The sequence below is a fragment of the Geomonas oryzae genome (assembly GCF_004117875.1).
Lineage (GTDB): Bacteria > Desulfobacterota > Desulfuromonadia > Geobacterales > Geobacteraceae > Geomonas > Geomonas oryzae.
Genome location: NZ_RAHW01000003.1, coordinates 545,850 through 567,720 on the forward strand (window position 1 = coordinate 545,850; position 21,871 = coordinate 567,720).

Below are 21,871 nucleotides of genomic sequence, written 5' to 3' on the forward strand. Positions count from 1 at the left end.
CGGGTAAAGAGCGGGGCCTGGCAGGCTGTTGTACGTTTACGGCCGGGCCAAGGTACTTATACAAGATGGCCGAGCCGGATTCAAGAACTATTGTAGGAATTATTCCTACATGGTTTCCCTGAACGAAAAAGAGAGCCGTTCAATTTAATAACTACAAAAGCAGGACAAACCGTGGCATAATCCCCGTTGCATGCTCCAAGGTCTCGCCCCGGAAGAAGGTTTGACAGTCCGACGAAGACAGCGTTGCCGATTTATCTAAAGAGCATCCTGATCTTACCGAAGATGCACAGTAGCACCGTCATCCTGTTGCCTGAGGTTTGCTGCCAATGACAGAGTTGCGACAGTTCTACAGGGCTCCATCGTCCAGAAAGGTGGAGTTGCTCCACCGCGGCGAGAGCCATGAAGGGTGCCTGGAAAACATCTCCTTCAACGGTGCCCTGATCCACCTAGGCGGCACCCTCCCCTCCCTTGCCGTCGGGACCGGCTGTCTCTTGCGCATCCACCTGGACCCGACCCCGGCGCCCCGCTCCCCGCTGCAGATCTGGACCGAGGTGGTGCACGGGGTAAACGGGCTCATCGGCCTCAAGTTTGTGGACCACGACGCGGAGGGGAGCGAATGCATCGCGCTCCTCATGGAGTTGATCCGCGAGGAACCGGGCCAGAATGCGGACCAGTTGGACCGCATCCGCGGCTACCTCTGCGACTTCTGCGGCACCCGCTGACCGACCCTTCTCAGTCCCCTCACCCCGCCTGCAGGGTGAAGCTGAACACCGATCCCCTCCCCTGCTCGCTCTCCACGCTCACCGTACCGCCGTGCGCCTGCACGATGTGCTTCACGATGGAAAGGCCGAGGCCGGTGCCGCCGTTGTCGCGGCTTCTGGCCGCGTCCACCCGGTAGAAGCGCTCGAAGAGCCGGGGGAGATCCTGCTCCGGGATGCCGATGCCGCTGTCGCGCACGAGGATGCGCACAAGCTTCCCCTCCGCTTTCGCGTCCACGCTCACCGTCCCACCCCGCTCGCTGTACTTGATCGCGTTGTCCAAAAGGTTGATGAGCACCTGTTCGAGCCTCGCGCGGTCCGCGAGGACTACCGGCGACCAGGTCCCCTCCAGGCATGTGAGCGTGATCCCCTTCTCCTCGCCCCGTTGCGCGACGAGCAGCAGCGCCCGCTCGACCGCCTCCTTCAGCGGCACCCGCTGCGGGTTGAGCGCCACCTCGCCGCTTTCGAGTTCGGAGAGGGCAAGGAGGTCGCGCACGAGGCTCGAGAGGCGCTCGGCGTGGTTCAGGATGATCTGCAGGAAACGCTCGCCGCGCTCCGGGTCCTTGGCCAGCGCCCCGGAGAGGAGCGTCTCGGCGTACCCCTTGATCACGGTGACCGGCGTGCGCAGTTCGTGGGAGACGTTCGCCACGAAGTCGCGCCGGATGCGTTCCACCCTTTTCAGCGCGCTGATGTCGTGAAAGACCGCCACGGCACCCACGAGTGAGCCGTCCTGCAAAAGCGGCACCCAGTGCACCAGCGTCTCCGCCCCGCCGGAGAGGGTGATCTCCTGGGTCTGCTCGCGCCTTTGGGCGAGCACCTCCTTGCAGGCCGCGTGCAGGTCCGGGTGGCGGCTGATCTCCAAAAGGGGGCGTCCGAGCACCTGCAACCCGGTGCCGAACATGGCGCAAAAGGAGGGGTTCACCAGGGTCACCACCGCGTCGCGGTCGGTCACCATCACCCCCTCGCCCATACCCTCGAGGATGGCGTCCAGGCGCCCCTTTTCCGAGGAGAGCTCTTCGAGCTGCCGCTCGATCTTCCCGGACATCTCGTTCATGACGCGGGCGAGCTCGCCCAGCTCGTCGTTACTCTGCACGGCGACGCGGGTGCCGAACTCGCCCCGGCCGATGCGGTTGGCCGCGGCGGCGAGCCGGCTCAAGCGCCTCGAGTTGATGTTGGAAAGAAAGTAGGAGAAGAGAAGCGAGGCAAGGACGGCGCAGGCGAAGGTTGCGGCGAGGCTTCTTCTCAGGCGCTCCTTGGCGAGCTCCAGCTCGGAAAGCGGCAGGGCGAGGCGGATCACCCCTTCCTTGCCGAAGGAGGCGGCGACGTAGATCATGTCGGTGCGCAGGGTGGCTGAGTAACGGACCGAGCTGCCTATGCCGTCCTTCAGCGCCTGCACCACCTCGGGACGGTGCCCGTGGTTTTCCATGCTCCCCCAGCCGCCGGGAGCGACCTCGGAATCGGCGGCGACACGGCCGTTAGCGGCGATCACGGTGACGCGGGAGCGGATCGCCCGGGAGAGCGAAGCGGTCAAGGGGGGCGCGTCGCGGTCCAGGTCCCTTATTTCCTTCAAGGCCATGAGCGACGCGGCGCGCGCCTGGTCCTTCAGATGCTCGCGGGTCGCCTGCGTCATCGAGCTCTCGAGGCTCTCGGAGAGGTAGACGTAGAGCCCGGCACCCAGGAAAAGCACCAGGGCCAGGTAGGACGCCATCAGCTTCCAGCGAAAGCCCCCTCTCATCCCTCCTCCAGCTTGTAGCCGAAGCCGCGCACCGTCTTGATCATCTCACCCGCACTCCCAAGCTTCGTGCGCAGGCGGGTCATGTGCGTGTCGACGGTGCGGGTGTCGCCGACGTAGCTGTAACCCCAGACGTTCTGCAGCAAAAGCTCGCGGCTCTGCACGCGGCCGATGCGCTCTGCCAGGTTCATGAGGAGCTTGAACTCCGTGGAGGTGAGGGTCACCTCCTCGCCGGCCACCTCGACCCGGTGCCCGTCGGTGTCGATGAAAAGCCCCCCCACCGAGATGTTGGCGCTCTTCGCCGCCTGCTCCGTGCTGCGTCTCAGCACCGCACGCACCCGGAGCATCAGCTCCCGCGTGGAGAAAGGTTTCACCACGTAGTCGTCCGCCCCCATCTCGAAGCCGACCACCCGGTCGATCTCCTCCCCCTTGGCGGTCAGCATGATGATCGGGATCCCCGAGGTCTGGTCGGCTCCCTTCAGGATGCGGCAGACCTCGGTTCCCATCATCCCCGGGAGCATCAGGTCCAGAAGGATCAGGTCGGGCTTCAGGCGCCTCGCCTCGGCGAGTCCCAGGGTGCCGTCCTCCGCGATCACGCAGCCGTACCCCTCCTTCTCCAGGTGGAAGGCCACCAGTTCGGCCAGGTCCCGTTCGTCCTCAATCACCAGTACCGTCGGCATGTTCCTCGATCCTTTCCTTACGCATCAGGGCGATTGCACCGCATATTCAACGACTGCACCGCTAAAGTCAACGACTAATGAAATCGCCCCCGCCCCCCGACGGCGCTTCGGAGAATTAAATTAGTGACGATTAACTTTTGTCGGCTATACTGCTCCAGGTGTCGGGCAGGCGACACCCACAGATGAACGCGTCGAGGCGGCGATGGCCAAGAAAATCAGCGACTACGGCATCATCGGGAACATGCAGTCGGCGGCACTTGTCGGTCAGGACGGCGCCATCGACTGGCTCTGCCTGCCGCGCCTGGACTCCCCGAGCGTCTTCGCGGCGCTCCTGGACGAGGAGCGCGGCGGCACCTTCTCGGTCACCCCGGAGGGGGAATGGGATTCCCTTCTTTCCTACGAGGAGGACAGCAACGTGCTGGTCGGGAGGTTCCGCACCCGTGGCGGCAGCTACACCCTCACCGATTTTCTCACCCTCCCCGAGCCGGACGCGGCCGGGGGAGAGCGCGACTTCGTGCTCCTGCGCCTCGTCAAGGTGGAGCGGGGAACGGTCGAGGTCCGCGTCCGTTTCGCCCCCCGGTTCGACTACGGCAGGACCGTCCCCGAGCTAGCCCTCTTCCCCGGGCGCGGCGTGGTCGCAGCGGCGGGGGGGGCGTGCCTCGCCCTCTCCTCGACGCGCCCCCTCGCCGTGCATGCCGGGGAAGCCGCCGGGGTCTGGAAACTTCGGGCCGGGGAGCGGGCCGTGCTCCGCCTGCATTACGGCGCGCCCGAGCCGGATCCCCTTCCCGAGGGGCGCGCCGAGCAGCTCCTGGTGCGGACGCTCGCCTTCTGGCGCGACTGGCTGCACCAAAGCGGCACCGGCTTTTACAACGAGCTCGGTCCGCACCGCACTGCGGTGATCCGCTCGCTCCTTACGCTGAAGCTACTCTGCTTCGAGCCGCAGGGGACCATGGCGGCCGCGGCCACCACCTCGCTTCCCGAGGAGATCGGCGGGGTGCGCAACTGGGATTACCGCTACTCCTGGGTGCGCGACACCTGCATGGCGCTCACCGCCATGTTCGAGGTGGGGCACGTCGAGGAGGTGCAGGGGTACCTCGACTGGCTCGAGCAGGTGATCAGGAAGGGAAGGCGAGGCGAGCTGCAGGTGATGTACCGCATGGACGGCTCCTCCGACCTTGCCGAGGCGTCGCTGCCGCATCTTGGCGGCTACCGCGAGTCGCGGCCGGTGCGGGTGGGAAACCTCGCCGCCCGTCAGAAGCAGTTCAGCATCTACGGCCACGTGCTGATCGCCGCCAATCTCGTGGCGAGCAAAAACCGCGGCATCGATCCGGAACTGTGGCACGGCCTGACCCTCATGTGCGACTTCGCCCGGGACCACTGGCGCGAGCCGGACTCGAGCATCTGGGAGATGCGCGGCGGGACGCGCCACTTCGTCCACTCGAAGGCTATGTGCTGGGTCACCCTGGACCGCGGGCTGCGCATCGCGCGGCACCTGGGGCTTGCACCCGGCTCCGGCTGGGAGGAGCCGCTAAAGGAGATCAGGGACGAGGTGCTCGCCCGCGGCTGGAGCCCGCGCCTGCAGTCCTTCGTGCTCGACTACGACGGCGAGTGCCTCGATGCGAGCGCCCTCCTCATGTCGATAAACGACTTCATCGAGTACGACGATCCCATGATGCTCGCCACCGTCGACGCCCTGCGCCGCGACCTCGCCCTGGACGGCTTCCTCTACCGCTACCGGGGCGACGACAGCCTACCGGGGCAGGACGCCACCTTCCTCGCCTGCACCCTCTGGCTCGTCACGAACCTCGCAAAGCAAGGGGAGATCGAGGAGGCCGACCTCCTCCTCTCCCTGGTGGACCAGGTGGGGGGACACCGTCACCTCCTCGCCGAGGAGTACGACCCTAAGTGGCGGGAGCAGCTCGGCAACTTCCCCCAGGCTTTCAGCCACGAGGCGTACCTCGTCGCGGCGACCGCGGTGGCGAACGCCCGCGCCGACGAGCGGAGAAAGCCGCTGCACGAGCGGGTGCTCGCCCCGGAACCCTCCGGCGGGCCGGCGCCGGACGCCGAGGAGATGGCAGCGCTCGCGGCCGAGGCGGCCACCCTTTGTGCCCCCCACCATCCCGACTACCGGGAGCTTGCCCGAAGCGGCATGGGGGAGCGCTTGGCCTCGCTCCTCTCCCGCCTGGCCGTTTTCCCCCTGGAGCGCCTGAAGACGAGCGGGGAGAAGATCTCCTTTTGGTGCAACCTGCACACCCTGCTCGTCCTTTACGGCATCCTCTCCCTTAAGGTGCGCAGCTCGGTGCAGGAGGTGCCGCGCTTTTACCGCAGGGTGGGGTGCCGCATCGGCAAGGAGGAGTACAGCGCGGAGGTGGTGCTGCACGGCATCCTGCGCGGCAACCGCCCGGCACCGGGGCGGCTCATCCCGCCGCTTTCCCCCGGAGACCCGCGCCTTGCCCACGCCGTTCGTCCGGGGGATGCGCGCGTTCTTTGCGCCGCCTTCACCGGGACGGTCTCCTCCCCCGCCGTCACCGTTTTGTCACCGCGCGCCCTGGATAAGGAACTGGACACCGCGGTCCGGCGCTACCTGGAGCGTGAGGCGCACTTCGATCCCGCCGGGAAAAGGCTCGTCCTGCCGCGTCTTTTCCGCTGGTACGACGAGTTGGGAAAAACCGGGCACGACGCGGCCGTCTTTGCGGCGGACTTCGCCGGGGAAGAGATCGCGCAAGAGATCAGGGAGCACCCGGAATCCTTCCGCCTGGAGTACGCGCCGTACGACTGGCGGCTGGCCCGCGACGAGGGGGAAAAGCGATGAGAAACGTGGTGGAGAGGGTCGAGGTGAAGGCGTACCGCATCCCGACCGAGGAGCCGGAGTCCGACGGCACCTGCCTGTGGGACGAGACCGTAATGGTCGCGGTGCACCTTTACTGCAAGGGGGTGCGCGGCTTCGGCTACAGCTACGCGCACGAGTCGGCGGCGACGCTCATCCGCGACCGGCTCGGCGAGCTCGTGCGCGGGCGGGACCCCTTCGACATCCCCGGCTGCCGACTCGCCCTTAACGGTGCGCTGCGCAACCTGGGGGACGCCGGCATCGGCATGATGGCCGTCTCCGCGGTGGACGCAGCGCTTTGGGATCTGAAGGCGCGCCTTTTAGAGCTCCCGCTCGTCTCGCTCTTAGGGGGCGCGCGCGAAAGCGTCCCGGTCTACGGCAGCGGCGGCTTCACCTCCTACACGGTCGAGAAACTCGAACGTCAGCTCTCCGGCTGGGCGGAGCGCGGCATAACCCGGGTGAAGATGAAGGTGGGGCGTGACCCCGTGGCCGACCCGGAGCGCGTCGCCGCCGCGCGTCGGGCGATCGGGCAGGAAACCGGGCTCATGGTGGACGCAAACGGCGGCTACGCCAGAAAGGAGGCGCTGCGCCTTGCCCGCCTCTTCGCCGCGCAAGGGGTCGACTGGTTCGAGGAGCCGGTGTCGCACCGGGACCGGGAAGGGCTGCGCCTGGTGCGGGACTTGGCCCCGGAGGGGATGGAGGTCTCAAGCGGCGAGTACGGCTTCAACGCGCGCTACTTCCTCGACCTTTTGCGTGACGGCTGCGTCGACGTCATGCAGGCCGACGCCACGCGCTGCGGGGTCACCGGCTTCCTGGAGGCCGCCGCCCTCTGCGAGGCCTGGCACATCCCCCTCTCCTCGCACTGCGCCCCCGCCCTGCACCTGCACCTTTGCTGCACCGCGACGTCGGTGCGCCACCTGGAATACTTTCACGACCACGTCCGGATCGAGCGGAGGCTCCTCGAGGGGGTGGTGGAGCCCCACGAGGGCTCCCTCTTCCCCGATTTGACGCGCCACGGCCACGGCCTGTCCCTTCGGGAGGACGAGGCGAAGCGCTTCGAGATCCGACCGCTGTAACACCGGAGGAACCATGAAGAAAAGGGAAACAAACGAGAGCGAGCTGCAAGGCATGAACGCGAAGGCCCTGGAGGCGGCGCTCAGGGAGGCGGTCGACGGCGAGGTCCGTTTCGACGATACGAGCCGCGCCCTCTACGCGACCGACGCCTCCAACTACCGCCAGATACCGATCGGCGTGGTGCTGCCGAAAACGACCGACGCCGTGGTTAGGACCCTGGAGGTCTGCCGACGGCACGGCGCCCCCGTGGTCTCGCGCGGCGGCGGCACCGCCCTTTGCGGGCAGACCTGCAACGCCGCCGTCGTCATCGACCACTCGAAGTACCTGCGCGGCATCCTCGAGATCGACCCGGAAAAAAGGACGGCGCGGGTGCAGCCGGGGGTCGTCCTCGACCGGTTGCGGGAAGAGACCGAGAAGTTTCACCTCACCTACGGCCCCGACCCCGCCACCCACACCCACAACACCTTCGGCGGCATGATCGGCAACAACTCCTGCGGCATCCACTCGGTGATGGCGGGGCGCACCGCGGACAACGTCATCGAGATGGAGGTGATCACCTACGACGGCGTGCGCATGAAGGTCGGGGCGACTCCCGAGGAGGAGCTCACCCGCATCATCGCGGCAGGCGGCAGGCGCGGCGAGATCTACGCCGGACTGCGCGCGCTGCGCGACGACTACGCGGAGCTCATCCGGCGCCGCTACCCGAAGATCCCGCGCCGCGTCTCCGGCTTCAACCTGGACGACCTCCTCCCCGAGAACGGCTGCAACGTGGCGCGCGCCCTGGTCGGGACCGAGGGGACCTGCATCACCGTCCTCGAGGCGACGGTGCGCCTCGTGCACTCACCGCCGGCGCGCACCCTTTTGGTGCTAGGCTACCCGGACGTCTTTTCCGCCGCCGACCACGTGAGCGAGCTGATGGCGTTCGAACCGGTGGGGCTCGAGGGTCTCGACGAGCTCCTCATTCACTTCATGAAAAAAAAGAGGCTGCACCCGGAGGACGTGCAGCTCCTCCCCGAGGGTAAGGGGTGGCTTCTGGTCGAGTTCGGCGGCGACACCAAGAAGGACGCGGACCAAAAGGCGCGCCGGGCGATGGAGAAACTCGGCAGTAAGGCGAATCCCCCCTCCATGAAGCTCTTCACCGACGCGGGTGAGGAGAAGATGGTCTGGGAGGTGCGGGAATCGGGGCTTGGCGCCACGGCGAACGTCCCGGGGGTCCCGCTCGGGTGGCCCGGATGGGAGGACGCCGCCATCCCCCCCGAGAAGCTCGGCCCCTACCTGCGCGAGTTCCGCGCCCTGCTCGACCGGCACGGGCTCATCGCCTCGCTCTACGGCCACTTCGGCCAGGGGTGCATCCACTGCCGCATCTCCTTCGACCTCTTCACCCACGAGGGGGTGGCGAACTTCATGGCCTTTCTGGACGAGGCGACCGACATGGTCGCTCGTTACGGCGGCTCCTTCTCCGCGGAGCACGGCGACGGGCAGTCGAAGGCGATGTACCTGGAGAAGATGTACGGCCCGGAGCTCGTCGAGGCCTTCCGACGCTTCAAGGAGCTTTGGGACCCGGAATGGAAGATGAACCCGGGCAAGGTGGTCGAGCCTTACCGCCCCGACCAGAACCTGAGGCTCGGCACCGATTACAACCCGTGGCAGCCCGAGACCCGCTTTCGCTACCCGCAAGACGACGGCAGCCTGCCGCGCGCCGTCTTGCGCTGCGTCGGCGTCGGCAAGTGCCGCCGCGACCGCGACGCCTTCATGTGCCCGAGCTTTCTCGCGACCCTCGAGGAAAAGCACACGACCCGCGGGCGCGCCCGCGTCCTTTTCGAGATGTTCCGGGGCGACTTCCTCTCCGACCGCTGGCGAAGCGCGGAGGTGCTCGACGCGCTCAAGTACTGCCTCTCCTGCAAGGGGTGCAAGACCGACTGCCCGGTGAACGTCGACATGGCGACCTACAAGGCGGAGTTTCTGTACCACCACTACCGGCACCGGCTGCGCCCCCTCGCCGCCTACTCCATGGGGCTCATCGGCATCTGGGGCGTTATCGGGGGGAGGTTTCCCGCCCTTGCCAATTTCGCCGGCCAGACCCCGGGTTTGCGCGCGATCACCAAGGCGGTCGCCGGGATCGCTAAGGAGCGGAGCATGCCGCGCTTCGCCGACGAGAGCTTCACCTCCGGGTATAAAAAGACGGCGCACGCAGCGGAAAAGGGACGCCCGGTCCTTCTCTACCCGGACCTCTTCAACGACTGTTTCTTCCCCGAGACCCTGCAGGCGGCCGCCGAGCTCTTGGGGCACTACGGCCTGCGGGTGATCGTCCCGGAAAAGCGCCCCCCCGCGGTCCGCCCCCCCATCGACTACGGCATGCTCGATTACGCGAGGAAAAAGATCCTGCAGGCGGTCGACGAGCTGCATCCCTACGTGCGCGACGGGATACCGGTCCTCATCCTCGAGCCCAGCACCGCGGCGGTCTTTCGCGACGAGCTTCCCGAGCTCTTCCCGGAGCACGAGGACGGCAAGCGGGTGAGCGCCCTCACCTTTACCGTCGCCGAGTTCATGAAGAGAGAGGGGCTCGTCCCGCCGAAACTCCAGGGGAGGATCATTTACCACGCCCACTGTCACCAGAAGGCGCTCTTGAACCCCGAGGCGGCCCGGGAACTGATCGGCAGGATGGGGCTGATCCTCATCGAGCCCCAGAAAGGTTGCTGCGGCATGGCCGGCTCCTTCGGCTTCGAGAAGGAGAAGTACCAGATCTCCATGCGCATAGGCGAGCTCGGGCTCTTACCCGCGGTGCGCGACGCGCTCCCCACCGACTACATCGTGGCGGACGGCTTTTCCTGCCGCACCCAGATCCTGCAGGCGACCAGCCGCAAGCCCATGCACCTGGTCGAGCTCATGCTCCTCGCCATGAAGCTGGGCAACCCCGCGTAGGAAATCGTCCTACATATCATTAGGACCAGCCTCGCTAGCTCGACGCCGTGACACTGTGTTAAAGTTCGGCCCAAAGCTTTCAAAGTGTCGGCGCAATGTTACAATGACTGTCAGAAACAGGCGATCATGGTCGTCACACAGAAGGCTCGCTCTCATTCCTTTCGGAGCTACCTTGAGATTCATCTGCACAGTCATTACTCTGCTCTCTCTTGCCATCGCCCTTCCGGTTCATGCCGAGGAGCATCAAAAGTTCACCGAGCTCGCGGGGACCCGCGCCCTGATCAGCCAGCTGCGCGCAGGCGGCTTCGTGCTTTTCATGCGGCACGCGCCGACCGACAGCAGCAAACCCGACCAGTTCCCCCTCACCGACCCAAACGACTGCTCGAAGCAGCGCCCCCTGATCGAGGAGGGGCGCCAGGTCGCCCGCTTCCTCGGGGAGACGCTGCGCCGGGGGAGAATCCCAGTGGACGAGGTCTACGCGGGACCGCTTTGCCGGACGAGGGAGACCGCACTTGCCGCCTTCGGGAATTTCAAGGTGAGTCAGAAACTGATGACCACGACGAACCTCACCACCGAAGAAAAAGCTCCGTACCTGGATGAGTTGAGGCGCCTGCTCTCGTCACCGGTGCCAAAGGGAAACCGTGTCATCGTCGGGCACGCGCCAAACCTCGCCGACCTGATCGGTTACTTCCCAAGCCCCGAAGGGGCAATCGTCGTGTTCCAGCCCATGGGCAACGGCCGTTTCAACTACCTCGCCACCATCCCCCCCGCCGCCTGGCCCAAGCTGATCAAGTAGAGGGAGTGGTTTCCGTGCGCGTCTACCGACCCACCTTTTTCGCCATGTTCTTCCTGCCGGTGACCCTGGTACTGGTCGCCATCGCCCTCTTTTCCATCTGGACCCTCGCCACGGTGAAGCAAAGTCACGACCAGCGGGTGGCCGAGCTCGCCGGAGACTTAAGCGGCATCGTCCGGGCCGCCGACTTCGACGCCCAGATGTACGGCATCCACCACCGGCTCGACACGCTTTTAGAGAAGGCGCAGCTCCATCAGCTGGACGAGGCGCAACTGTACCGAAGCCACGTCGAGGTGGTGGACCGGCTCTCGACGATGCGCAGCAAACTGGACCTGATCCGGAAAAACGTACGGGGACAAAAGCTGCAGGTGACCGAGCTCGCACAGCTGGAGGCGGACTTCGTCCGCTACCGCAGCGACATCATCATGGCCACCGACGCCATCGCGGTCGACCCGGGGCAGGCGAAAAGTTACCTGAAGCTCGCCACCGGTGAATACCTCGCCATCACCGAACACTCGCAGAAGATCGTCGGGCTGCTAGCCGATCACGCCGTGCAAAACGGCAAGCGCTTCAACGACCGGCTGGAGGATTTCTCGCGCAAGGCGCTCGCCGCGAGCATCATCTTCATGGCCGCGGCCGCCATATCCTGGTTCTTCGCCACCAGGCGCTTAACCCGCCACATGACGCTCATCTCGACCGGGCTCGATGATCTTTCCCGCGGCAGGGAGTTGCAACGCCTGGACGCGGTGACGGATCTGGCGCATTCCCCGACCCGGGGCCCCATCCAGAGGATGGCGCACGCGGTGCTTGCCTTCGTCGAGGCGGTAGACCAGCGCAAACGGACCCTGGAGGAGCACCGCCTGGGCGAGGCGCAGCTGCGCGCCCTGACCGGGACACTGGAACAGCGCATGAGGGAAGAACAGTGCCTGTACCGCGTCTCCGCGCTGACCGAAGACGTCACCCAGCCCTTCGAGGAGCAGATGCGGCAGGTGGCGGCCCTCGTGCCGAGCGGGCTCCGGTTTCCCGACTGCGCCGAAGCCCGTCTCACCCACGGCGCCGGCTCTTTCACCACGGCCGGGTTCGCGCTTTCCCCCTGGACGCTTTGCGCGAGGCTCGACACCGACGACGGCGACAGCTTCGAGCTCACCGTCGCCTACCGCGAGGAGCACCCGGCGGCGGACGAGGGCCCCTTCCTCGCCGAGGAGCGCCGGCTTTTGGAAAACATCCTGCACCGCCTGGCCGAGGCCGCCAACCGGCGCCGGGCCGCGGAACTGGTACGCGAGCGCGACAAGCTCATCGCCACCATGTTCGAGCAGAGCACCGAGAGCATCCTGCTCATCGACGTCGAGACGCTCGGCTTCGTCGACTTCAACGAGGCCGCGCACGCGGGGCTCGGCTATACCCGCGAGGAGTTCGCGCTCCTCACCGTTCCGGACATCGAGGGGAACTTCACCGTCGATGAACTCCACGCGCTGAAAGAGGAGCTTTCCGAGCGCGACGTCACCGTGTTCCAGACGCGGCATCGCCGCAAGGACGGCGTGCTGCGCGACGTCTCCATGACGCTCAGGCTGATCACCTTCAAGGGGCAGGCCCTCATCTCCTCGGTGTGGCGGGACATCACCGAGCAGCTCGTGCGCGAGAAGGAGTTGGAAAACTACCGGCGCCACCTGGAGGTGATGATAGACATCAGCACCGCCGAGCTCCAGGGGGCGAACAGCGAACAGCGCGCCATCTTCGAAGCGGCCGACGTCGGGATCCTCTTGGTGCGCGACCGGATCATCGGCCGCCACAACGCGAAGGTGGAGGAGATCTTCGGCTACCAGGGAAAAGAGCTGCACGGACAGTCCACGAGGATGCTCTACCCGGACGAGGAGGCCTTCCTCGCCATGGGGACCAGGATCTACGAGCGGCTCGCCGGAGGTCACACGGAACGCGACGAGACCCCGCTCAGACGAAAGGACGGCACGCTCTTCTGGGCGCGGATCTCCACGCAGCCCCTGGACAAGCAGGATCTGGGCAAGGGGATCGTCATCCTCGTCGAGGACATAACGCGCGAACGGGAGGCGACCGAGGAGCTCAGGCGCGCGAAGGAGAGCGCCGAGCGGGAGGCGCACGCGAAAGAGGAGCTGCTGCAGGCGATGCGGCTGCAGGCGGCGCAACTCGAGGAGCAGGCGGCCGAGATGGAGATGCAGGCGATCACCCTGGCCGAGCGGACCGCGCAGCTGGAGGAACTGAACCTGGAACAGCGGGCGGTGTTCGACGCGGCGACGACCGGCATCGTCCTCGTGCAGGACCGCACCATCATGAGCTGCAATCGCAAGCTGGAAGAGATATTCGGATATCAGCCCGAGGAGCTTTTGAACCGCACCACCCGCTGCTGGTACCCCGACGACGACTCTTTTCTCCGTTTCGGCAGCGATATCGCCGACGGCCTCGCGCACAGCGGCATCTTCCACCGCGAGGAGGTCCCCTTCCTGCGCAAGGACGGCAGCACCTTCTGGGCGCGGGTCTCGGTACAGGGCTTGAGGGAGAACGACCCCTCCGACGGCCAGGTCTCCATCATCGAGGACGTCACCGAGCGCCGCCTGGCACGCCGGCAGATCATCGAGGGGCGCGAGATGCTCCGCCTCATCCTCGATTCCACCGCCGAAGCGATCTACGGCACCGACCCGGACGGGATGTGCACCTTCTGCAACCGCGCCTGTGTGGAACTTTTGGGGTACCGCGACGAGGAGGAGCTGATCGGTCGCAACATGCACGACATGATCCACCACCGGCACGCGGACGGCTCGCCCATCGACATGCACGACTGCCGCATCTTCCAGGGGTATCAAAACGGGGAAGGGACCCACGCCGATGACGAGGTGCTCTGGCGCAAGGACGGCAGCTCCTTCCCGGCTGAGTACTGGTCCTACCCGCAGTACCGCGACGGAAGGGTCGTGGGGGCGGTGGTCACCTTCTTAGACATTACCGACCGGAAGAAAACGCAGCAGGAATTGGTCGTCGCGAAAGAGGCGGCCGAGGCGGCGAGCCAGACGAAGTCGGACTTCCTCGCCAACATGAGCCACGAGATCAGGACGCCGATGAACGCCATCATCGGCATGTCGCACCTCGTGATGAAGACGAGCCTCTCCCCCCAGCAGCTCGATTACCTCTCCAAGATCCAGTCTTCGGGCGAGCACCTGCTCGGCATCATCAACGACATCCTCGACTTCTCCAAGATCGAGGCGGGCAAGCTCACCATAGAGGAGGCGGAATTCGACCTGGAGCGGGTGATGGGGACCCTGGCGACCTTTTTGGGTGACAAGGTCCAGGCAAAGGGGCTGGAACTCATCTTCGACGTCGCCCCGGAAGTCCCCCGCCACCTGGTCGGCGACTCGCTGCGCCTGGGGCAGGTCCTGCTCAACTACGGCTCCAACGCGGTCAAGTTCACCGAGGCCGGCGAGATCAGCGTGCGGGTAAGCGTGGTGGAACGCTCCCGGAACACCGTCCTCTTGCAGTTCTCGGTCACCGACACCGGCATCGGCCTCGACAAACAGCAGCAGGAGAGGCTTTTCCAGAGTTTCCAGCAGGGGGACATGTCGACCACCAGGAAGTACGGCGGCACCGGTCTCGGGCTCGCCATTTCCAGGCACCTGGCGCGTCTCATGGGAGGGGAGGTGGGCGTCGAGAGCGAAAAAGGGGTGGGGAGCACCTTCTGGTGCACCGTCCGCCTCGGGGTGAGCCGGAGAAACGAGAAGCCGCGGGTGACCCCCATAGCGCTGTACGGAAGCCGCGTCCTCGTCGTCGACGACAACGAGCACGCCCGGGGCGTGCTGCACGCGATGCTGCAGAGGACCGGCCTGCGCTCGACCCCCGCCCCCTCCGGGACGGAAGCCCTGAGCCTGTTAAAGCGCGGCGACGAGGAGGGAGACCCCTTCAGGATCGTCTTCCTCGACTGGCAGATGCAGGGGATGAGCGGCGCCGAAACGGCACGCCTCATCAGGGAGCTCGACCTGTCCGCCCCTCCGCACCTCATCGTCCTGACCCCGTTCGGGCGCGAAGGGGACTTAGGCGGCATGCCGGCCGTCTCCGACGCGATGATCATCGCCAAGCCGGCATCCCCCTCCCTGCTCCTCGACGCGGCGATGACCGTAATAGCGCAAACGGGGGGCGCCGGGAAGGACTTACCGGCGACGGATGCGGCTCCCCCTGAGGAGCAGAAAATCACCGGCCGGGTGCTTCTCGTCGAGGACAACGAGATCAACCGGCAGGTGGCGCTGGAGCTCCTCACGGACACGGGGCTGTCGGTGGATCTGGCGAACAACGGCCAGGAGGCGCTCAGGAAGGTGGGGCAAAACCGCTACGACCTGGTCCTCATGGACATGCAGATGCCGGTGATGGACGGGCTGGAAGCAACCGCCCGGATACGCTCGAACCCCGCCCACGACCGGCTCCCCATCGTGGCGATGACCGCCAACGCGCTCCCGAGCGACCGGGCGGCCTGCCTTGCCGCCGGCATGAACGATTACATCACGAAGCCCTTCGATCCCGCCATCTTCCGGGCCACCGTGCTCAAGTGGGTCGGGCTTTCCGAAGTGGAGCGCAGCAGCGAGGGCTCCTCCGCGCGGGGTGCCACCCTGCTCCCCGCCGCCGTCGACGGCATCGATCTCGAGCTGGGACTGAAGCGCATCGGCGGCGAAGAGCGCGCCTACCTGTCGCTGCTAGAGAAGTTCCGTGCGAGCCAGCGCCACACCGACCGGCAGTTGCGCGAAGCGCTCGGGAAGGGGGAACTGGAAACCGCCGCGCGGATCGTGCACACGATGAAGGGGGTGGCAGGGAACATAGGCGCCGAGGCGCTCCAGACAAGCGCGGCGGAACTGGAGCAGGCGCTGCAGACGCGCGGCACCGACCTCGAGCCGGAGCTCGGACGGTTCTCGCAGCTGCTCGCGGGGCTGCTGCACGAGTTGCGGGAAAAACTCCCCTCCGCACCGGCTCCCGAGACGCCTGCGGCGGCGCCGGGGGTCCTGGAGGAGGTATGCCGGGAGTTTGCGAGGCTTCTGGCTGACGACGACGCCGCCGCGACGGAACACTTCACCGCGCACGCGCTCCTTTTGCGCGGTGCTTTCCCGCAGCAGTTCGCCCGCATCGAAGGGGCGATAAGGATCTACGACTTCGAGGCGGCACTTGCCGCCCTGGCCGAGGCGCAGGGCGAACAGGAGGGGGAGGCATGAACGAGGAAGCCATGGCGGAAACGACACTCATGCGCCCGACGGTCCTCGTCGTGGACGACACACCGGACAACATCTCCATCATGTGCGACCTTTTGAAGGGGCTCTACCACGTCAAGGTGGCGCCAAGCGGAGAGAAGGCGCTGCGCATCGCCCGTTCCGGCGCACCGCTCGACCTGATCCTGCTGGACATCATGATGCCCGACATGGACGGCTACCAGGTCTGCCGCGAGCTGAAGGCTTCATCCGAGACCCGGGACATCCCCGTCATCTTCCTCACCGCCCGCAGGAACATCGACGACGAGCGGCGCGGCCTCGAGCTGGGCGCGGTCGACTACATCACCAAGCCGATCAGCCCCCCCACCGTGCTCGCTCGCGTGCAGACCCACCTGAACCTGAAAGCCGCCAGTGATTTCTTAAAGGACAAGAACCTCTTCCTCGAGCGGGAGGTGGAACGGCGCGCCAAGGATCTCCGTGCGGTACAGGAAGTGACCATCATGGCGCTCGCCACCCTGGCCGAAACGCGGGACAACGACACCGGAAACCACCTGCGCCGCACCCAGTGCTACGTGAAGGCGCTGGCGGAGAAGTTGCGGGACCATCCGCGTTTTTCGCGCGAGCTGACCGACGCCAACATCGCCCTCCTTTTCAAGTCGGCGCCGCTGCACGACATCGGCAAGGTCGGCATCCCAGACCGGATCCTGCTGAAACCGGGGCCTCTGGAACCGGAGGAGTTCGAGGTCATGAAGAGGCATACGCTGATCGGCTGGGGCGCGCTCGAGTCGGCCAAGCAGTCCCTTGGGACCCAGGCGGAGTTTCTGTGCCTGGCCGAAGAGGTCGCCCTCTCGCACCATGAAAGGTGGGACGGTTCCGGCTATCCCGGGCGTCTGGCCGGTGACGCCATCCCGGTGTCGGCCCGTCTCATGGCGGTCGCCGATTTCTACGACGCCCTGATCAGCTGGCGCGTCTACCGCCCCGGCCTTCCCCACGAGAAGGTGGTCGGCATGATAAGCGAGGCAAAAGGAACCCATTTCGACCCGGACGTCGTCGACGCCTTTCTGGAACTGCAGGAGCATTTCAGGGAGATCGCACGGCGTTTCGCGGACGACGGCGGGAAGATGCCGTCATAGCCGTCAACGCCCGGTCTCATAGTTTCGTCACCCTCCCCCTTTCCACTTTACGAACCGACCGTCTCTCTGAAAGAAGCTCCTTGTTTGTATGACAAAAAGGTGTACAATTCGAACAAACGTTCGATCCACCACGGACAGATGCCTCACGCCCTTCAGTTGCAAACATCAAACGGTGAAGCACCCGCCCGCAATGTCACAGCAAACAGAAAGGAGTCAATCATGTCCACGAAAGCAAACACAACGGTACGCATGTTCGGAGCGCTGCACACGGTGCGCAAAAACAGGGGACTGCCGTCGCAGGCGGAAGTTGACGTTCCCGAGGATGGGGTGAGCGCCGCCTCAATCGCGCACGATCTCGATCTCCCGATGGAAAAAGTGGAAGCGGTCTTCGTGAACCACCGTGTCTACACCCTCGACCACAAAGTGAAGCCCGGTGACAGTGTGGCCTTCATCCCCACCGGCATCCCGTTCTGAGTCCATCTCGCCTCCCTCTCCACCTGCAGTCCTCAGCAGGCCGGAGAGGGAGAGGGAGAGGGGGAAGCCGCCGTCATCCTGAGCCCACCGCCCCCTCCTCGCCTTTTCCCGTTTCCCTCTTCTCCACGAAATCTCCGGGCCGTCCTCAAGTCGTACATCACCGAGTTTGTGATGGCAGTAGTCACATCGTTCCTACGCTCCAGCGTGGGAACGCAAAGCCTCGGACGCTCCGGCGTCTGCTTAGGGACGCTGGAGCGTCCCTAACGTGCGTTCCCACGGTGGACCGTAGGAACGATCTCAACTTTGCGAAGGGGGAGCCTGTCCCCCGTAGCCTTGGCGAAGTGGGAACAGGGGGATTTGCCTTGCTCGAATAGCAAACGCTCACCGCGCAGGATGCCCTTTCCGCGAACCCTGCTAGACTTAAGCCTCGTGTTTTCAAGGGACGAAAGGAGGAGGCGCGATGCCCTTCGCAGGCGACATAGACGCCGTGGTGGTCGGCTCCGGACCAAACGGCCTCGCGGCCGCAATAACCCTCGCCCGCGCCGGGCTGAAGGTCACCGTCGTGGAGGCCGCCCCCACCGTCGGCGGAGGCACCAGGAGCGAGGCGCTCACCCTCCCGGGCTTTCTGCACGACGTCTGCTCCGCGATCCACCCGCTTGCCGCCTCTTCCCCCTTTTTCCGCACCCTCCCGCTCTCGGAACACGGCCTCAACTGGCTCTACCCCGAGGTGCAATTAGCCCACCCGCTAGAGAGCGATGAAGCCGCCCTTATCTACCGCGACCTCGCCGCAACCTCCGCCCGTCTCGGTCAAGACGCCGAGCGTTACCGGGCCCTCTTCTCCCCGATCGTGACGGACTGGGAGGAGCTCGCCCCCGATCTTCTGGCGCCGCTGCACCTCCCACGGCACCCGGTTCCTTTTGCGCGCTTCGGCCTTTACGGGATTCTTCCCGCCACGCTCCTCGAGCGCTCGGCCTTCGGCACGCTTCCCGCCCGCGCCCTTTTCGCCGGCATGGCCGCCCACTCCTTTCTCCCGCTGGAACGCCCCCTTTCCGCGGCCTTCGGCCTCATCCTCGGCGCCCTCGCCCACGTCGCCGGCTGGCCCGTGGCGCAAGGGGGCTCCGGCGCCATCAGCACCGCCCTCGCCTCGTACCTGCGGCGGCTCGGCGGGGAGATCGTCACCGGGTGCGCCATAAACAGCCTCGTCGAGCTCCCCGCGGCGCGCATCGTGATGCTCGATCTGACCGCACGCCAGCTGGAAAGGCTCGCGGGAGATAAGCTCCCGGCAGGTTACCGGCGCAGGCTGGCCGGATACCGCTACGGCCCCGGCATCTTCAAGATCGACTGGGCCCTCGCCGCCCCGATCCCCTGGCGTGCCGAAGGGTGCCGCCTCGCCGCGACGGTGCACGTAGGAGGGACGGCGGCGGAGATCGCCCTCGGCGAGCGCGAGGTCTGGCGCGGCACGCACCCGGAGCGCCCCTTCGTCCTCGTCGCGCAGCCGACCATTGTCGACCCGTCCCGCGCGCCGGAGAATAAACACGTCGCGTGGGGGTACTGCCACGTCCCGAGCGGCTCGACCTTCGACATGACCGAACGGATCGAGGCGCAGATGGAGCGCTTCGCCCCCGGCTTCCGCGACCTCGTGCTCGCCCGGCACACGCGCAACTGCGTCCAATACCAGCAGTACAACGCGAACCTCGTCGGCGGGGACATAAACGGCGGTGTCCAGGACCTCTCCCAGTTCCTCCGCCGCCCCACCCTCTTCGCCCCGTACCGCACCCCGCTTCCCGGTCTCTACCTCTGCTCGTCGGGTACCCCCCCGGGGGGCGGGGTGCACGGCATGTGCGGCTACCATGCGGCGCGCCTGGCGCTTCACGACCTGGGCATCGGCCCGCAGCGTATCGCCGTCGAGGCGCCCGGATACCCGAAGCCGGAAACGGCACCCCCTGCCGGGCCGCCCTGATCCTGCGAACGAAAATCGCACCGCACCGGAGGCCACCATGAACGACGACGGCTACTGGATCATCCGGATTCTTCTGCAAAGGGGCCTTGCCCTCATCTACCTGATGGGCTTTCTCGCCGCGCTGAACCAGTTCCGCCCCCTTTGCGGCGACAACGGGCTCGAGCCCGCCCGCCACTTCATGCGGCTCGTTCCCTTCCGGGACGCCCCGAGCATCTTCCACTTCCTGCCCGGGGACCGCTCCTACCTCCTCTTTTCCATCCTCGGGATCTTCCTGTCGCTTCTCGCGCTTAGCGGTATCACCGACGCCTACGGCATCCTCACCTCCATGCTTTCCTGGTTTCTGCTCTGGGCCCTCTACCTATCCTTCGTGAACATCGGCCAGACCTTCTACGCCTTCGGTTGGGAGTCGCTCCTTCTGGAGGCGGGTTTTCTCGCCGTCTTCCTCGGCCCTTCCGGCACGGAACCAGGGTGGCAGGTGATCTGGCTCTACCGCTGGCTCGCCTTCCGCGTCATGTTCGGTGCGGGGATGATCAAGATCAGGGGGGACAACTGCTGGCGCGACCTCACCTGCCTTGACTACCATTTCGAGACGCAGCCGATGCCGAACCCGTTAAGCCGCCTCTTCCACCGCCTTCCTTCTTCGGTGCACAAGGCAGGCGTCCTCCTGAACCACCTGGCGGAACTCATCCTCCCTCCCTTTTTCTTCGCGCCCCAGCCGGTTGCCGCGGCCGCCTCGACCGTCTCGCTCATTTTTCTCGGCTCCATCATCGTGAGCGGCAACTTCGCCTGGCTCAACTGGCTCACCGCCGTCATCTGCCTGAGCCCGCTGGACGGCGCGCTCATCGCCCGGCTTTTCTCCCTGGAAGCGCCCCCGATGGCACCTCAAGCGCCGCTCTTCACCGCCCTCACCTGGGGGCTTTTCATCCTGGTGGCGCTGAGAAGCGTCGAGCCGGTGCTGAACCTCTTCTCCCGCTCCCAGATCATGAACACCTCCTTCGATCCCTTCCACCTGGTGAACACCTACGGGGCCTTCGGCAGCATAACGAAGGAGCGCTACGAGATCGTCATCGAGGGGACCGTTGAGGATGCGGCGGGGGGCGACGCGAACTGGCGCGCCTACGAGTTCAAGGGGAAACCGGGGGACCCGGACCGCATCCCCCCGATCGTCGCGCCGTACCACCTGCGCCTGGACTGGCTGATGTGGTTCGAGGCGATGCCCGGGCAGGCGGGACACTCGCGCTGGTTCGTGCAGCTTGTGATCAGGCTTTTGGAGGGCGACGCCGCAACGCTCAAGTTGCTGCGCGGAAATCCCTTCCCGGAGCGGCCGCCGCGCTACATCCGCGCGCTTTACTACCGTTACCGCTTAGGCAGGAAACGATGGTGGGACCGTGAACTGATCGGCGAATACCTGGTGCCGGTTTCCCTGGAGCACCCGGTACTGAAGCTGGTGCGGGAGCGCTACCGGGACGGGGCCCGCTGAGGACGGGAGAGCGGGAGAGGGGATTTTTGTTCATGTTCGTGACGCAATCGTAATGCCGCGATCAAGGGAACGTAACCTTCTCCCGGTACCATGTCGGCAAAAACTGAGGAGAAAGCGATATGTGGAGAGAAAATACGGTGGATTTCAAACTCGCGCGTTTCTACGAGATGTCGACGCGCGTGGTGCTGACCTTTCTGATCGTCACCATCCTCCTTGCCATCCTGGCCGGGGTCGGATGCACCCTTTACGACCTGCGCCTCGTCTTCGAGGAGGAGTTTCACGCCGCCTTCAAGCAGATCATGGTGGACCTTCTCACCGTTCTCGCCGTGATCGAGGTGCTGCGTACCGCCCTCGCCTATTCCACGGAGGGGCGCGTCAAGGTCACCTACATCATCGACACGGTCATCGTCACCGTGCTGACCGAGGTGATGGCCTTCTGGTACAAGGATATCGAGTGGCAGGAGGTCGCGATGACCATCGCGCTCGTGCTGTCGCTCGCCTTCACGCGGATCGTCGCCGTGCGTTTTTCGCCCGCGGCGGCGCGCAGGGAGCTGTAAGCGGAAAGAGCAAGTGCCGGGAGAAGATCCCCCGGCACCCTCCGTTCTAAACCCGGTGCAGGCTGATCCACCTGAGCGTCAGCTCGCGCAGGCGCCGGCGCGCCTCTTCGTCGTAGGCCTGCGGGTCGGCCCGCTCCGGCCGCCCCTGATCGAAGTAGAGCCCGGTCATCCCCTTCACCTCTTCATCCACCGCCAGGCGCAAGAGGTAGCGCGCCCCTTCATCCACCGTGGTCCGCGCCGTCCCGAACCACTCCCGCACCATGTTGGTATCCAT

Annotated in this window: 14 protein-coding genes; 11 read left to right on the forward strand and 3 right to left on the reverse strand. The window is 65.8% G+C overall.

What is annotated here, in order from left to right:
* Window positions 1-326 precede the first annotated feature (326 nt).
* Entirely contained in the window at window positions 327-722 is a 396-nt protein-coding gene (locus D6Z24_RS10635; RefSeq protein WP_129126554.1) for a PilZ domain-containing protein, read from the forward strand.
* Window positions 723-741: 19 nt separating this feature from the next.
* Here the strand turns inward: D6Z24_RS10635 and pnpS are convergent, their stop codons facing one another.
* Window positions 742-2,493: a two-component system histidine kinase PnpS gene (gene pnpS, locus D6Z24_RS10640; RefSeq protein ID WP_129126555.1), complete on the reverse strand. Its 1,752-nt coding sequence runs from the start codon at window positions 2,491-2,493 to the stop codon at window positions 742-744.
* The gene (locus D6Z24_RS10645) at window positions 2,490-3,170 is read right to left on the reverse strand and encodes a response regulator (protein WP_129126556.1); all 681 of its coding nucleotides are present in this window, start codon (window positions 3,168-3,170) and stop codon (window positions 2,490-2,492) included. Before D6Z24_RS10645 ends, pnpS begins: the two co-directional genes overlap by 4 nt.
* Before the next feature lie 202 nt (window positions 3,171-3,372).
* Between D6Z24_RS10645 and D6Z24_RS10650 the strand changes: the two genes are divergently transcribed.
* From D6Z24_RS10650 to D6Z24_RS10695, 10 genes are all read left to right on the forward strand, one after another.
* Window positions 3,373-5,982, forward strand: coding sequence for a glycoside hydrolase family 15 protein (locus D6Z24_RS10650; protein WP_129126557.1), 2,610 nt, complete (start codon window positions 3,373-3,375; stop codon window positions 5,980-5,982).
* A complete protein-coding gene (locus tag D6Z24_RS10655; protein ID WP_129126558.1) occupies window positions 5,979-7,073 on the forward strand; it encodes an enolase C-terminal domain-like protein in 1,095 nt (364 codons plus the stop codon). Before D6Z24_RS10650 ends, D6Z24_RS10655 begins: the two co-directional genes overlap by 4 nt.
* A 13-nt stretch (window positions 7,074-7,086) precedes the next feature.
* Complete coding sequence (locus D6Z24_RS10660) at window positions 7,087-9,993, forward strand: FAD-binding and (Fe-S)-binding domain-containing protein (RefSeq protein WP_129126559.1); 2,907 nt, start codon at window positions 7,087-7,089, stop codon at window positions 9,991-9,993.
* A 172-nt stretch (window positions 9,994-10,165) separates the two neighbouring features.
* Complete coding sequence (locus D6Z24_RS10665; RefSeq protein ID WP_162605111.1) at window positions 10,166-10,789, forward strand: histidine phosphatase family protein; 624 nt, start codon at window positions 10,166-10,168, stop codon at window positions 10,787-10,789.
* A 14-nt stretch (window positions 10,790-10,803) separates the two neighbouring features.
* Window positions 10,804-15,999 (forward strand): PAS domain S-box protein, encoded by a 5,196-nt coding sequence (locus D6Z24_RS10670; protein WP_129126561.1) that lies wholly within the window; start codon window positions 10,804-10,806, stop codon window positions 15,997-15,999.
* Window positions 15,996-17,126: a response regulator gene (locus D6Z24_RS10675; protein WP_129126562.1), complete on the forward strand. Its 1,131-nt coding sequence runs from the start codon at window positions 15,996-15,998 to the stop codon at window positions 17,124-17,126. The genes D6Z24_RS10670 and D6Z24_RS10675 overlap by 4 nt, the downstream gene beginning before the upstream one ends.
* A gap of 219 nt (window positions 17,127-17,345) precedes the next feature.
* Complete coding sequence (locus D6Z24_RS10680; RefSeq protein ID WP_129126563.1) at window positions 17,346-17,600, forward strand: MoaD/ThiS family protein; 255 nt, start codon at window positions 17,346-17,348, stop codon at window positions 17,598-17,600.
* 460 nt (window positions 17,601-18,060) lie between these two features.
* A complete protein-coding gene (locus D6Z24_RS10685) occupies window positions 18,061-19,560 on the forward strand; it encodes a phytoene desaturase family protein (RefSeq protein WP_129126564.1) in 1,500 nt (499 codons plus the stop codon).
* A 37-nt stretch (window positions 19,561-19,597) separates the two neighbouring features.
* Complete coding sequence (locus D6Z24_RS10690; RefSeq protein ID WP_129126565.1) at window positions 19,598-21,040, forward strand: lipase maturation factor family protein; 1,443 nt, start codon at window positions 19,598-19,600, stop codon at window positions 21,038-21,040.
* A gap of 119 nt (window positions 21,041-21,159) precedes the next feature.
* Window positions 21,160-21,597, forward strand: coding sequence for a phosphate-starvation-inducible PsiE family protein (locus D6Z24_RS10695; RefSeq protein ID WP_129126566.1), 438 nt, complete (start codon window positions 21,160-21,162; stop codon window positions 21,595-21,597).
* A gap of 46 nt (window positions 21,598-21,643) precedes the next feature.
* Here D6Z24_RS10695 and D6Z24_RS21845 read toward each other — a convergent pair whose 3' ends face one another.
* Entirely contained in the window at window positions 21,644-21,871 is a 228-nt protein-coding gene (locus D6Z24_RS21845; protein ID WP_246014632.1) for a Rossmann-fold NAD(P)-binding domain-containing protein, read from the reverse strand.